The organism is Streptomyces sp. CA189, assembly GCF_056428985.1.
Window position 1 is genome coordinate 1 of record NZ_JBWJVM010000047.1, and the last position, 13675, is coordinate 13675.

The window sequence follows — 13675 nt, forward strand, 5'->3', positions numbered from 1 at the left end:
CGGCCCCCCCACCACCCTTCCGCGCACCACCCTTCCGCGCACCACCCCTCCCCCCGCGATCCCCCAGCTCACCCCCTCCCCGTCCGGCCCGACTGGAGAACCGCCCATGCGCACCCGCACCCTCCTCCTCGGCCTGCTCCTCGGCCTCGCCGCCCTGCTGCTCCCCGCCCTCCCCGCGACGGCCGCGGACAACGGCACCTGGGGCGTCTTCCCGACACCCCCGGCCGGTGCGGCGATGACCGACCGCGCGTACTTCTTCCACCAGGGCGAGGCCGGCACCACCATCAGCGACAGCGCGACGATCGTGAACTCCTCCGACAAGGAGCTGACGTTCCAGATATTCGCCACGGACGCCGTCAACACCCCGGTGGGCGGCGGCTTCGCGCTGCTGCCGGTGGAGACGAAGCCCAAGGACCTGGGCACGTGGGTCGCGCTGCCGCCCGAGACCAAGAGCACCGTCACCGTGCCGCCCAAGGGCCGCAAGGACATCCCGTTCTCCGTGAAGGTCCCGGCGGACGCGACGCCCGGTGACCACGTGGGCGGGATCGTCGCCCTCAACACCGCCGTGGAGGGGATCCAGCAGGAGGGCAAGGTCCAGGTCGGGGTGAAGCGCCAGGTCGGCGCCCGGCTGTACTTCCGGGTCCCGGGGCCGGTGACCCCGGGGCTGAGCGTGGAGGACGTGAAGGTCAGCCGGGCGGCGCCGCTGCTGCCCTGGGCCAAGGACGCCCGCGCCAAGATCACGTACTCCCTGGTCAACCGGGGCAACGTGGTCGTCGAGCCGAAGGTCGCCGTCTCCGCCGAGGGGCTGTTCGGCCGCCGGGTGCTGGACCGGCCGGCCCGCGAGCTGAAGATCGTCCTGCTGCCGGGCCAGCGGATCGAGCTGACCGAGGAGTGGGCGGACGCGCCCCAGTCCGACTGGGTCACCGTCGACATCACCGCCGGCGCCTCGGCCTACCCCGACCTCGTTTCCTCCTCCTCCACGGAGTTCCTCGCCGTGCCGTGGACCGCGCTCGGCGCCCTCCTGGTGCTGGTCGGTGCCGCCATCGCCGCCCGGGTGCTGCGCCGGCGCCGCGGAGCCGCCGCCTCCGAACAGCCGGAACCGGCACCGGACTTGGCTGAAGTGCGCTGATCGGCAAAGGTGTCCCCCAGGGGGACGGCATTCGGCCATCCCCGGGCAGGGGCAGGCGCCCGGAGGCACCACACATGGCACGACAGCACGGCGAAGCGGAGCCCGGCCGGCCCGCGCACGGAACCGTCCCCGCAGGCCGGCCCGCGGATCCCGTCGACGCGGGGATCGGGCTGCTGACCCTCGTCGAGCGGACCCTGGGCACCGGCACCGCGGTGTACGTCCCGGGGGACGGCTGGATCCGGCTCACGCTCCCGCTCGACGACGGCGGTCCGGCCCCGGTCACGGTGGACGTGGTCGCGGACACCCGGCGGGTCCCGCGCGGGATCGCGTACCTCCTGCCGGGCGGCGGCCTGAACTTCTGCGCGGGCTTCTTCACCCCGTCCCACCTGAACCTCGCCCACCGGCTGCGCCGCGAGGGCCTGCTCGTCGTCGGCGTCACCCCGCGCGAGGACGCCGCGACCGCCGAGGACATCGGCCCCGACCCGGGGCTCGCGGCGCACCGCCGGGATCTGGCCGCGGTCGTGGAGGCGCTGGACGGGGCGCTCGGGCTGCCGTACCAGTACGTCGGCCACTCCGCCGGGGCCCTGCTCGCCCTGGACGCGGCCGCGCACGACGACTCGCCCCGCCTGACCCGGGTGGTGGCCCTGGACACGACGGGCCCCTACTCCGGCGACCTGGCCGTACGGGCGGCCCAGACCCGGGACGCGTACGAGGCCGGGCTCGCGGGGGGCGCGTACGCCGTGGACCCGGGCCTGAAGGCGCTGGTCGCCCGGGCCGTCACCGACCCGGCGGGCCCCTCGGAGGTCCCCTGGCCCCCGGACCCCCGGCTCCGCTTCACCAACGCCGGGCTCGCCCATTTCGTGCTGGTCCGCACCTCCCGGCTGCCCGGCCCGGCGGACTGGATCCACACCCAGGGCCAGGCCGCGGGCTCGTACGTCTTCGGAGCCACCCCGGCCGAGGACCGCTTCAGCCTCACCCACACCCCGCTCGCCACCTGGCACGCGGCCACCGACGCCCTGGGCAGCGGGCTGATCCCGGCCGCCCTGGCGCGGGACCTGGCCGCGGTCTGGGCGGGCGACGAGAAGACGTACGCGATCGACTGGGAGCGGATCTCCGCCGAAGTGGTGTGGATCAACACGGAGCTGGGCCGCGGCGACCACACGCGCGGCCCCCGGCTGATCCGGGCGGGCGGCAACCGGCGGGTCCGCTTCACCGTCGTCCCGGGCTACGGGCACGGCGACCCCGTCTGGTCGAGGACGGCGACGGCGGACGTCTGGTCGCTGCTCTGAGCCCGGCCGGAAAGCCCCGCCGGAAACGGGCTCGCCCCCCGCGGTGAGGGTTGCGGGGGGCGAGCGGTCTTACGAGGCGAGCGGCCTTACGAGGCGTGCGGCCGGACGGGGCTCCGGCCGGGGACGCCGGACGGAGGCCGAGCCCGGGAGCTCCGGCCGAGGGGGCCGCGCGAGGACCCCTCGGCCGGAGAGCTGCCGCCGGGGACTCCCGTCAGTGGTTCCGCGGGAACCCGAGGTCCACGCCGGCCGGGGCGTCGGACGGGTCCGGCCAGCGGGTCGTGACGACCTTGCCCCGGGTGTAGAAGTGGGTGCCGTCGTTGCCGTAGATGTGGTGGTCGCCGAAGAGCGAGTCCTTCCAGCCACCGAAGGAGTGGTAGCCCACCGGCACCGGGATCGGCACGTTGACGCCGACCATGCCCGCCTCGATCTCCAGCTGGAAGCGGCGGGCTGCGCCGCCGTCGCGGGTGAAGATGGCGGTGCCGTTGCCGAACGGCGAGGCGTTCATGAGCGCCACGCCCTCCTCGTAGGTCTCGACGCGCAGCACGCACAGGACCGGGCCGAAGATCTCGTCGCGGTAGGCGTCGGAGTCGGTCTTGACGTTGTCCAGCAGCGAGAGGCCGATCCAGTGGCCGTTCTCGTTGCCCTCCACCGTGTAGCCGGTGCCGTCCAGGACCACGTCGGCGCCCTGCGCGGCCGCGCCCGTCACGTACGAGGCGACCTTGTCGCGGTGGGCGGCGGTGATCAGCGGGCCCATCTCGGAGGTCGGATCGTTGCCGGGGCCGATCTTGATCTTCTCGGCGCGCTCGCGGATCTTCTCCACGAGGGTGTCGCCGATGGAGCCGACGGCCACGACCGCGGAGATGGCCATGCAGCGCTCGCCGGCCGAGCCGTAGGCGGCCGAGACGGCCGCGTCGGCGGCGGCGTCCAGGTCGGCGTCCGGCAGCACCAGCATGTGGTTCTTGGCGCCGCCCAGGGCCTGTACGCGCTTGCCGTTGGCGGAGGCGGTGGTGTGGATGTGGCGGGCGATCGGGGTCGAGCCCACGAAGGAGACGGCCGCGATGTCGGGGTGCGCGAGGAGCGCGTCGACGGCGACCTTGTCACCGTGGACCACGTTCAGCACGCCCGCCGGCAGACCGGCCTGGCTCGCGAGCTGGGCGAGCAGCGTGGAGGCCGAGGGATCCTTCTCGCTCGGCTTGAGGATGAAGGTGTTGCCGCAGGCCACGGCCAGCGGGAACATCCACATCGGCACCATCGCCGGGAAGTTGAACGGGGTGATGCCCGCGACCACGCCGATCGGCTGGCGGATCGAGGAGACGTCCACGCGGCTGGACACCGAGGTGGACAGCTCGCCCTTGAGCTGCACGGTGATCCCGCAGGCCAACTCGACGATCTCCAGGCCGCGGGCGACCTCGCCCAGCGCGTCCGAGTGCACCTTGCCGTGCTCGGCGACGATCAGGTCGGCGATCGCGTCGCGGTTGGCGTCCAGCAGGGCGCGGTAGGCGAACAGCACCTTGGTGCGGGCGGCCAGCGAGGACTGCCCCCAGGAGAGGAACGCCTCCTTGGCGACCTGTACGGCCGCGTCGACCTCGTCGGCGGACGCGAGGGCGACCTGCGTGGTGACCTCGCCGGTGGCCGGGTCGGTGACCGGGCCGTAGTTGCCCGACGCGCCCTCGACGGTCTTGCCACCGATCCAGTGGTTGACGGTCTTCATGCCTAACTCCTTCACAGATGGCGACGTCGCTGCGCGGCTTGCCGGTCGTACTCTTCACGGGCCTGGGCCGCCGACGCACGGGTCGCGGTCTCGGCCACAGGGACATCCCACCACGCCTGTGCGGGGGGCGGGCCCGACACTGTGTCGGGTGTTCGGGTCTGCGCGTAGACACATGTGGGACGGTCCGCCGCGCGCGCCTCGGAGAGGGCTTTGCGCAGGTCACCGATGGTGCGGGGGCGAATTACGGTCATCCCGAGAGAGGCCGCGTTGGCCGCCAGGTCCAGCGGCAGGGGTGCACCGCTGTACGAACCGTCCACCGCCCGGAAGCGGTAGGCGGTACCGAACCCCTCGGCGCCCACCGCGTCCGAGAGGCCGCCGATCGAGGCGTACCCGTGGTTGTCGAGGATCACCAGCCTGACCGGGATCCCCTCCTGCACCGCGGTGACGATCTCGGTCGGATTCATCAGGTACGTCCCGTCGCCGACCAGCGCCCACACGGGCCGGCCGGGGGCGGCCAGTGCGGTGCCGATCGCGGCGGGGATCTCGTAGCCCATGCAGGAGTACCCGTATTCGACGTGGTACTGGTCCGCGGAGCGGGCCCGCCACAGCTTGTGCAGGTCCCCGGGGAGCGAGCCGGCGGCATTGATCAGGATGTCGTCACCGTCGACGAGGCCGTCCAGCAGACCCAGCACCTGTGCCTGCGTCGGGACGGCGTCCTCGTCGGGAGCCGCGTAGGCCCGGTCGACCAGCCGCTCCCACACCCTCTTCCCTTCTTTGTACGCCGCCTCGTACGGGGGGTCCACCCTGTACCCGGCGACCTCGGCCGAGAGTTCCTCCAGGCCCGCCCGCGCATCGCAGACCAGGGGGCGGGCGGCGAGTTTGTGGGCGTCGTACGGGTCGAGGTTGAGCCCGAGGAACCGCACGCCGGGGTGCTGGAACAGTGTCGCGGAGGCGGTGGTGAAATCGGTGAGCCGGGTCCCCGCGGCGATCACCAGATCGGCTTCGCGGGCCAGTGCGTCGGCGGTGGCGGTGCCGGTGTGACCGATCCCGCCCACGTCGGCGGGGTGGTCCCAGGGCAGGGCCCCCTTGCCCGCCTGGGTCGAGGCCACCGGGATCCCGGTGGCCTCGGCGAACTCCGCCAGCGCCGCCCCCGCCGCGCTGTGCCGAATCCCGCCGCCGGCGATGATCAGCGGCCGCGCGGAGCCCCTTACGGCCCGGGCGGCCGCCGCCAGCTCGGTCCGGTCGGGGCGGGGCCGGCGTACGCCCCACACCCGCTCGGCGAAGAACTCCGCGGGCCAGTCGTACGCCTCGGCCTGTACGTCCTGCGGCAGCGCGAGGGTGACGGCGCCGGTGCTCACCGGGTCGGTGAGGACCCGTACGGCCTGCAGGGCGGCGGGGATCAGGGCTTCGGGACGGGTGACGCGGTCGAAGTGGCGGGAGACGGGGCGCAGGGTGTCGTTGACGGAGACATCACCCGCATGGGGGACCTCCAGCTGCTGGAGCACGGGGTCGGCGGGACGGGTCGCGAAGGCGTCCCCGGGCAGCAGGAGCACCGGGATCCGGTTGATGGTGGCGAGGGCGGCCCCGGTGACGAGGTTGGTGGCGCCCGGGCCGATGGAGGTGGTGACGGCGTGCGCGGACAGCCGCCCGCTCTGCCGGGCGTACCCGACGGCGGCGTGCACCATGGCCTGCTCGTTGCGGCCCTGCAGGAAGGGCATCTCCTCACGGCCGCTCTCCAGCAGGGCCTGGCCGATGCCGGCGACGTTCCCGTGACCGAAGATCCCCCAGGTGGCGGCGATCAGGCGCCGGCGGTGTCCGTCGCGCTCGGTGTACTGCCGGGCGAGGAACCGGACGAGGGCCTGCGCGACGGTGAGCCGGACGGTCTGCGATGTGCTCACGCGGGGTCCTCCGCTCGGTGGAAGGGCAGCCGGGGGTCGACGTCCCGGCCGGTCCAGGTGGAGCGGATCCACCCGTGGTCGGGGTGGTCCCGGATGAGCCATTCCCGGGTGGCGCCGGGTCCCGCCATGACGTTGAGGTAGTACATGTCGTGGCCTGGCGCGGCGATGGAGGGGCCGTGCCAGCCGTCCGGGATGAGGACCGCGTCGCCGGTCCTCACCTCGGTGAGGATGTCGGTCTTCCCCGCCGGGGAGGGGCTGACACGCTGATAGCCGAGGCCGGGTGTGTCCCCGTGCGGGGCGATCTCGTAGTAGTAGATCTCCTCCAGCCGGGATTCCACGCCGGGGTGGTGCTCGTCGTGCTTGTGGGGCGGGTACGAGGACCAGTTGCCGCCGGGGGTCAGCACCTCCACGGCGATGAGCCGGTCGCAGTCGAAGACGCCGGCGGCGGCGAAGTTGTTGACCTGGCGGGAGCACTGTCCGGCTCCGCGGAGCTCTACGGGCACCTCGGCGGCGGGCCCGTACCGGGCGGGGAGGCGCTGCTCGCAGCGGGCGCCGACGAGCGCGAAGCGGCCGCCGCCGGCGGAGGTGACCTCGGCGTGGCCGTCCCGGGGGAGGTAGGCGAAGTCGGTGGGGCCGTCGAACACCCCGCGGCGCCCCCGCAGTCGGAAAACCCGCGCTCCGCTCCCGGGGCGCCGCCCCGGACCCCGCTCCTCAAACGCCGGAGTGGCTGGATTTTCACCGGCGTCAGCCGGCACGTGCGCGTGGCGCACCGTGCGACCTGAGGCGCGGGGTGCACCTCCGGCCTCGCCGGCACTGGGCGCGCGGGCAGCCTCGCCGGCACTGGGGGCGCGGGCAGCCTCGCCGGCGCTAGGGGCGCGTGCGGCCCCGCCGGCGTTTGAGGCGCCCGGGGCAACTCCAGCCTCGCCGGCGTTTGAGGCGCGGGGGTACGGGGGCGGAGCCCCCGCCGGGGCCGGGGCGGAGCCCCGGGACGGGGGGCTGGGGGCGGAGCCACCAGTTCCGGGAAGGGGCGGGGAGGGGAACGGCTCCGCGCAGCGGACCTCGCAGCCGCCTGCCAGGGGGAGCACGATCCACTCCGACTCCCCGCACGCGTGCGCGTACACCTCCCCCGGCGCGAGGTCGAGCACGCGCAGCCCCGTCCACTCCATCGCCCACTCAGACACCACCGGCACGGCCGAGCACCTCCTCCACTTCCTCTCCGAACGGCATCGCCGTCGAGCACGCCAGCCGCGAGGCCACGATCGCCCCGGCCGCGTTCGCATAGCCGATCACCCGCCTCAACTCCCATCCCGCGAGCAGCCCGTGGCACAGGGCCCCGCCGAAGGCGTCTCCGGCGCCCAGCCCGTTGACGACCGTCACCGGTACCGGAGGGAGCTCCGCCACCGTCCCGTCGCGGTGGACGGCCAGGACCCCCGCCGGGCCCCGCTTGACCACCGCCAGCTCCACTCCGGCGCCGAGCAGGGCCCGCGCGGCCGCGTACGGTTCGGTCTCGCCGGTGGCGATCGCGCACTCCTCGGCGTTGCCCACGGCCACCGTGGCGAGGGACAGCGCCCGGCGGTACCACTCCCCCGGCCCGGCGTCCCCGTCCTCGGATCCGGCCCCGGACCCGGCCCCGTCCCCGGAGGGCCACAGCATGGGCCGCCAGTCCAGGTCGAACACCGTCAACGGGCTCCTGCCACGCGCCTCCAGCGCGGCCAGGGTGGCCGTCCGGCTCGGCTCCGCGCTGAGCCCCGTACCGGTCATCCAGAACACTCGCGCCGCCCGCACCGCGTCGAGGTCGAGCTCGTCCGCGGCGATCTCCAGGTCGGGCGCCTTCGGGTGGCGGTAGAAGTACAGCGGGAAGTCGTCCGGCGGGAAGATCTCGCAGAAGGTCACCGGCGTCGGATAGGCCGCCACCTCCCCGGCCCACCGGTCGTCCACCCCGAACCCGCGCAGCTCCGCGCGGAGATACGCGCCGAAGGGGTCCGCGCCGGTCCGGGTGATCACCGCCGTCCGCCGGCCCAGCCGGGCCGCAGCGACGGCGACGTTGGCCGGGGAACCCCCCAGGAACTTCCCGAAGGTGTCCGCCTCGCCGAGCGGTACGCCCGTCTTCAGGGGGTAGAGATCCACCCCGATCCGCCCCATCGTGATCAGGTCGAACGCCAACGGATCCGCAGCCATCACCACACCATTCCTCCCGACCGAGTGCTCCCCGTACCCAAGAGCCTCGCACCCTAAGGTGGCCGTATGACGTCCTCACCACCCGCGTTGACCCGTATCCGCGTCGGTTCGGCTCCGGACTCCTGGGGGGTCTGGTTCCCCGACGATCCCCGGCAGACCCCGTGGGAGCGGTTCCTCGACGAGGTCGCCGAAGCCGGGTACGAGTGGATCGAGCTCGGTCCCTACGGCTATCTCCCCACCGATCCCGTCCGGCTCGCCGACGAGATCGGGGCGCGCGGCCTGCGGGTCTCCGCGGGAACCGTCTTCACCGGACTCCATCACGGGCCCGCCGTGTGGGAGGACACCTGGGCTCACGTGTCGCGGATCGCGGAGCTCACCCGGGCCATGGGCGCGGCGCACCTCGTCGTGATCCCGTCCTTCTGGCGGGACGACAAGACCGGCGAGGTGCTGGAGGACCGCACCCTCACCCCCGGGGGCTGGCGCGAACTGACCACACAGACCGAGCGGCTGGGGAAGCGGGTCCAGGACGAGTACGGGCTGCGGATCGTCGTCCACCCGCACGCGGACACGCACATCGACACCCCCGAGAACGTGGCGCGCTTCCTCAACGCCACCGATCCCGCGCTGGTCTCCCTCTGCCTGGACACCGGGCACTACGCGTACTGCGGCGGGGACAGCGTCCGGGCGATCGAGACCTTCGGCGAGCGGATCGGCTACCTGCACCTCAAGCAGGTCGATCCGCGGATCCTCGCCGAAGTCGTCCGGGACCAGGTCCCTTTCGGGCCGGCCGTGGCCCGCGGGGTGATGTGCGAGCCGCCGGCGGGGGTGCCCGCGCTGGAACCGGTGCTGGCGGCCGCCGAGCGGCTCGGCGTGGACCTGTTCGCCATCGTGGAACAGGACATGTATCCGTGCCCGCCCGACCAGCCGCTGCCGATCGCCCGCCGCACCCGCGCCCACCTGCGCTCCTGCGGCGCCCGCTGAACCGCGTCCCCAGGCCGTACGAACCCTCGTGGAGGATACAGAACATGACCAGCACGCTCGGCATCGCCGTCATCGGTACCGGGAAGATGGGCTCCGACCACGTCCGCCGCTTCGGCCGGACGGTCGGCGGGGCCCGGGTGGTGGCCGTGGCCGACCCGGACGGGGACCGGGTCAAGGAGGTCGCGGCCGGTCTGGAGGGGGCGAGCGCGCACACCGATCCGGCGGCCGCGATAGCGGCGCCCGGGGTGGACGCCGTACTGATCGCCTCGCCCGGGCCCGCCCATGAGGAAGCGATCCTGCACGCGCTGGAGCGGCGGCTGCCGGTGCTGTGCGAGAAACCGCTGACCCCCGATCCTGCGGGCGCGCTGCGGATCATGGAGGCGGAGGCGCGGCTGGGCCGCCGGCTCGTCCAGGTCGGCTTCATGCGGCGCTACGACGCCGAGTACGCGCGGCTCAAGGAACTGCTCGACGCGGGCGGCATCGGGCGGCCGCTGTTCCTGCACTGCCGGCACCGCAACGCCTCCTCGCCGTCCTTCTTCACCAGCGACATGCTGATCAGCGATTCGGTGGTGCACGAGGTGGACGCGGCCCGCTGGCTGCTGGGCCAGGAGATCACCGCCGTGACCGTGTTCTCCCCGACGCCCGCCGCGGCCGCCCGGGAGGGACTGCGCGATCCCCGGTTCGTCCTCATGGAGACCTCGGGAGGCGCCGTGGTCGACGTGGAGATCTTCGTCAACTGCGGCTTCGGCTACCAGGTGCAGTGCGAGGCGGTCGGCGACTCCGGCACCGCCCGGATCGGCGACGGCCACGCGATGGTCGTCCAGTCGGCGGGCCGGTGGGGCGGGGAGATCGACCAGGACTTCACGGTGCGGTTCGCCGACGCCTACGACCGCCAGCTCCGCCGCTGGGTCGCGGCGGCCGCGCTGGGCCGGGTGGACGGTCCCGACGCGTGGGACGGCTACGCGGCGGCGGCCGTCTCCGAGGCGGGCCTCGCCGCGGCGCGCAGCGGCGTACGGACCGAGGTGGCGCTGGCCCAACGCCCGGCCCTCTACCGCTGATCCGCCCGCCCCGGCCTCGGGACGCACGCCCTCGGCCGGTCCCGGAGGAGGGGCATCATGGAGGGATGTCCGAGATACCTCCCTCCGCGGCCCCGACCGCCATGCGGCTCCCCCGGTACACGAGGACGGAGCAGGACGAGATCCTCGGCGGCGGAGCCGACCCCTTCGGTGTGGGCTCCACCGGCTTGACCTGGCTTCCCAAGGAGCAGCACTTCGGCGTCGGTTACGGCGACCGCCTGCTGGCACACGCGGGCCTGCTCCGGCTGCCCGTCGCCATCGGCGGCGCCGAGACGGAGGTGGTGGGCGTCGGAGGAGTGGCCGTCGCACCGGACGTGCGGGGGCGCGGACTGGCCCGGCTCGTCGTCGCGGCCGCACTCGACCACGCGCGCACGATGGGCCCCCGGCACGCGCTCCTGTTCTGCCGGCCGCCGCTCGTGCCACTGTACGAGCGCCTCGGGTGGCACCCGCTGGACGAGGAGGTCCTCGTCCAGCAGCCCGGAGACCACGTGGTGACCATGCCGCTGCGCACCATGGTCACCCCCTTGCACGATGACGCACCCTGGCCCCCGGGGCCGGTACGGCTGCTCTCCCTCCCGATTTGACGCGGCACCGCAGGGGGCGCCCCACATGTGCCACCCGCGCGGTGTGCCCCACATGTGCCACCGGTGTCACGACCGTCGCCCTTGTGTCACGCATGTCCGCATGACGCGGGTCTTCCGTCACAGGCGGACGACAGCCCCTCCCCTGGCCTCACCCTGCGTCGTTCCCCCGGCACAACCTGAGTGATCGTCAGTGTCCACGCGCCGGCTCCCCCGACGGCCTCCCGGCCGGCCCCGCGGCGTGGACAAGGAGGTGTCGAGGATGAGCGACCGACAGCTGTGGTCGTACAAGGAGATCGCCGCTCACATCCGGGTCCAGCCGGACACGGTGCGCTCCTACCGCAAGCACGGGCTGCTGCCCGCACCCGACCACGTGGAGGGCGGCAAGCCCTACTGGTACGCCGATACCATCCGCGCCTGGGTGGCGCGCCGGCCCGGCAACCGCGGACGCCGCGAGGACTGACACGGCGTCCGGTCCAGGGACGGGACCCTCCCGGGCCCCGTCCGCTAGCGGCTTCCGGCGGTCACCGGCTCGGGCTCGGGCCGCTCGGCGGCCGGCGCCGGCTCCCCCTCGCTCAGCCCGAAGCGCTCGTGCAGTCTGCGCAGCGGCGCCGGCGCCCACCAGGTGGCCTTCCCGGTCAGCTTCATCACCGCCGGCACCAGCAGGCTCCGCACGACCATCGCGTCCATCAGCACCGCCAGCGCGATCCCCAGGCCCAGCATCTTGGTGTTGGTCACCCGCGAGCTGCCGATGGCGACCATCACCACCGCCAGGATCACGGCGGCCGCGGTGATCAGTCCGCCCGTGCGGGTCAGCCCGGCGCGCACCGCGCCCTCGTGGTCCCCGGTCCGGTCGTACTCCTCCTTGATCCGGGATATGAGGAACACCCCGTAGTCCATGGAGAGCCCGAAGGCGATGCAGAACATCAGCACGGGCAGCGTGGTCTCGATGTCTCCGGTCGGGGTGAAGGAGAGCAGTCCGGAGAGGTGGCCTTCCTGGAACACCCACACCACCGCCCCGAACATGGCCGTCAGGCTCAGCGCGTTGAGCAGCACGGCCTGGACGGGTATCAGCAGGCTCCCGGTGAGCAGGAAGACCAGGAGCAGCGTGGCCAGCACCACGACGGCCAGGGCCAGGGGCAGTTTCTCGGCTATGGCCTCACGGGCGTCGACGAGCACCGCCGCCTGTCCGGTCACGGCGGTGTCGAAGGGCGCGTCCACCGCCCTGACCAGGCCCACGAGGTCCTGGGCTTCCTCTCCCACCTCCTCGCCTTCGGTGAGCACCGAGAAGTAGGCGTATCCGGTGCCGGCGGCCGAACTCACCGGCCCTTCCACCCCCACCACGCCGGGCAGGGCTTCCACCCGCCGCTTGTAGGCGTCGAGATCGGCGGTGCCGGAGGCCCCCTCGGTCAGTACGGTCAGCGCTCCGCCGGGACTGCCCGGGAAGCCGGAGCGGATCTGCTGCTGCACCACGTGCGATTCGGCGGTCGTCGGCAGTTGCCGGTCGTCCACGGTGCCGAACTTCACGCCGAGGAAGGGCAGTCCGAGGAGCAGCAGTCCGGCCGTGGTGGCCACGGCGAACACCGGGGCACGGCGCATCACCAGACCGGTCAGCCGGTCCCAGCCCCGCCCGCCCCCGGCCCGGCCCTGGTCGCTCCCGGACGGCCCGGACCGGCGCCACAGCCGGCGCAGGTCGAAGGAGTTGACCCGCTCCCCCAGCAGCACGAGCGCCGCGGGCAGCAGGATGAGCGCGGCCGCCGCGGCGAGCAGGACCACCGCGACTCCGGAGTAGGCGAAGGAGCGCAGGAAGTACATCGGGAAGAAGAGCATGGCCGAGAGGGCTACGGCCACGGTCAGCGCCGAGAACAGGACCGTCCGCCCGGCGGTGCGCAGGGTGATCCCGACGGCCGCCACCGGGTCGTGCCCGGCGGCCAGCTCCTCGCGGAACCTCCGCACGATGAACAGGGCGTAGTCGACGGCGAGTCCGAGCCCGAGGGCGGTGGTCAGGTTCTGCGCGAAGACGGAGACCTCGGTGAACTCGGTGAGTCCGCGCAGCACGGCATTGGTTCCGAGGACGGCGACGATGCCGACCCCGAGGGGCAGCAGGGCCGCGACGGCGCTGCCGAAGACGAGGACGAGCAGGACGAGCGTCACGGGCAGGGCGATCAGCTCGGCGAGCAGCAGGTCCTCCTGGACGGTGGAGGTCACCTCGCGCTGGACGGCGGCCGGCCCGCCCAGGGAGACCTTCACCGGTCCGTGCGCGCCGCGGTAGCTCGGAGCGATGCGGTCCAGGACGGCGTTGGCCGCCTTCTCGTCGCCGAGCACCCGGGCGATGATCAGGGCCTGCCGGCCGTCCTCGGAGCGCAGGGTGGGCAGAGCGGTCCGCCAGTACGAGCCCACGCCGGTCACCCCCTGCTCGGCGGCGAGCCTCGCTGTCAGCCGCTCCGCTTCCGCGGCGACGGCGGGGTCGTCCACCCCGGCCGTCCCGGCGGCGGCCCCGGCGTCGACGAGCAGCAGCAGATTGGGCTGGGAGCCGGGGAACTCGCGCTCCAGCGCTTTGGTGGCATAGGTGGAGCGGGCGCCGGGATCCTCCCAGCCCCCGCTTCCCAGACGGTCGGCCACGCCGCCGCCGGCGAAGACGGCCAGGGCCGTGACCACGAGGGCGAGCAGCAGCGAGAGCCTCGGCCGTGTGGTGACGAACCCCGTCCACCGGCCGCCCTCCCCAGGCGACGGCGGATTCTTGACTTCGGACATGTCTCGGTGTCCCCTTCACCGTGATTGCCAGGGCACTTAGACTGGCAAACACGAGCAGTCGCTCGCGTTCCTCCAGAA

General features: G+C 73.5%; 11 protein-coding genes. 6 read left to right on the plus strand and 5 right to left on the minus strand.

From position 1 onward, the window contains the following. Both AC061S_RS28690 and AC061S_RS28695 read left to right on the plus strand, forming a co-directional pair. A partial coding sequence (locus AC061S_RS28690) for a hypothetical protein (protein WP_478688786.1) occupies positions 1–1129 on the plus strand: 1129 nt, incomplete at its 5' end. 74 nt (positions 1130–1203) lie between these two features. Beyond that, a complete protein-coding gene (locus tag AC061S_RS28695) occupies positions 1204–2418 on the plus strand; it encodes a hypothetical protein (RefSeq protein ID WP_478688787.1) in 1215 nt (404 codons plus the stop codon). A 211-nt stretch (positions 2419–2629) separates the two neighbouring features. Here AC061S_RS28695 and AC061S_RS28700 read toward each other — a convergent pair whose 3' ends face one another. From AC061S_RS28700 to iolC, 4 genes are all read right to left on the minus strand, one after another. After that, positions 2630–4129 (minus strand): CoA-acylating methylmalonate-semialdehyde dehydrogenase, encoded by a 1500-nt coding sequence (locus AC061S_RS28700; RefSeq protein ID WP_478688788.1) that lies wholly within the window; start codon positions 4127–4129, stop codon positions 2630–2632. A gap of 11 nt (positions 4130–4140) precedes the next feature. Then, the gene (gene iolD / locus AC061S_RS28705; protein WP_478688789.1) at positions 4141–6129 is read right to left on the minus strand and encodes a 3D-(3,5/4)-trihydroxycyclohexane-1,2-dione acylhydrolase (decyclizing); all 1989 of its coding nucleotides are present in this window, start codon (positions 6127–6129) and stop codon (positions 4141–4143) included. Further along, positions 6024–6782: a 5-deoxy-glucuronate isomerase gene (gene iolB, locus AC061S_RS28710; RefSeq protein ID WP_478688790.1), complete on the minus strand. Its 759-nt coding sequence runs from the start codon at positions 6780–6782 to the stop codon at positions 6024–6026. Before iolB ends, iolD begins: the two co-directional genes overlap by 106 nt. A 418-nt stretch (positions 6783–7200) precedes the next feature. Next, positions 7201–8205, minus strand: coding sequence for a 5-dehydro-2-deoxygluconokinase (gene iolC / locus AC061S_RS28715; RefSeq protein WP_478688791.1), 1005 nt, complete (start codon positions 8203–8205; stop codon positions 7201–7203). Between the two features lie 66 nt (positions 8206–8271). On the opposite strand from iolC, the gene AC061S_RS28720 reads away from it, so the two are divergent. The 4 genes from AC061S_RS28720 (at position 8272) to AC061S_RS28735 (ending at position 11306) form a co-directional block, all read left to right on the plus strand. After that, entirely contained in the window at positions 8272–9186 is a 915-nt protein-coding gene (locus AC061S_RS28720) for a sugar phosphate isomerase/epimerase family protein (RefSeq protein ID WP_478688792.1), read from the plus strand. Between the two features lie 44 nt (positions 9187–9230). Next, positions 9231–10244: a Gfo/Idh/MocA family protein gene (locus AC061S_RS28725; RefSeq protein WP_478688793.1), complete on the plus strand. Its 1014-nt coding sequence runs from the start codon at positions 9231–9233 to the stop codon at positions 10242–10244. A gap of 65 nt (positions 10245–10309) precedes the next feature. Then, entirely contained in the window at positions 10310–10846 is a 537-nt protein-coding gene (locus tag AC061S_RS28730) for a GNAT family N-acetyltransferase (protein WP_478688794.1), read from the plus strand. A 259-nt stretch (positions 10847–11105) separates the two neighbouring features. Further along, on the plus strand, positions 11106–11306 hold the full coding sequence (locus AC061S_RS28735; protein WP_053674774.1) for a helix-turn-helix transcriptional regulator: 201 nt from the start codon (positions 11106–11108) through the stop codon (positions 11304–11306). Between the two features lie 44 nt (positions 11307–11350). Here AC061S_RS28735 and AC061S_RS28740 read toward each other — a convergent pair whose 3' ends face one another. Beyond that, complete coding sequence (locus AC061S_RS28740; RefSeq protein WP_478688795.1) at positions 11351–13597, minus strand: MMPL family transporter; 2247 nt, start codon at positions 13595–13597, stop codon at positions 11351–11353. Between the last annotated feature and the right edge of the window lie 78 nt (positions 13598–13675).

What these genes read in the sequence shown, in the direction of transcription:
- AC061S_RS28730 (WP_478688794.1), top strand. Translation starts at nt 10,310, where the DNA reads ATGTCCGAGATACCTCCCTCCGCGGCCCCGACCGCCATGCGGCTCCCC.
- AC061S_RS28695 (WP_478688787.1), top strand. Translation starts at nt 1,204, where the DNA reads ATGGCACGACAGCACGGCGAAGCGGAGCCCGGCCGGCCCGCGCACGGA.
- AC061S_RS28740 (WP_478688795.1), bottom strand. Translation starts at nt 13,597, where the DNA reads ATGTCCGAAGTCAAGAATCCGCCGTCGCCTGGGGAGGGCGGCCGGTGG.
- AC061S_RS28735 (WP_053674774.1), top strand. Translation starts at nt 11,106, where the DNA reads ATGAGCGACCGACAGCTGTGGTCGTACAAGGAGATCGCCGCTCACATC.
- AC061S_RS28700 (WP_478688788.1), bottom strand. Translation starts at nt 4,129, where the DNA reads ATGAAGACCGTCAACCACTGGATCGGTGGCAAGACCGTCGAGGGCGCG.
- AC061S_RS28720 (WP_478688792.1), top strand. Translation starts at nt 8,272, where the DNA reads ATGACGTCCTCACCACCCGCGTTGACCCGTATCCGCGTCGGTTCGGCT.
- iolC (WP_478688791.1), bottom strand. Translation starts at nt 8,205, where the DNA reads ATGGCTGCGGATCCGTTGGCGTTCGACCTGATCACGATGGGGCGGATC.
- AC061S_RS28725 (WP_478688793.1), top strand. Translation starts at nt 9,231, where the DNA reads ATGACCAGCACGCTCGGCATCGCCGTCATCGGTACCGGGAAGATGGGC.
- iolD (WP_478688789.1), bottom strand. Translation starts at nt 6,129, where the DNA reads ATGGCTCATCCGGGACCACCCCGACCACGGGTGGATCCGCTCCACCTG.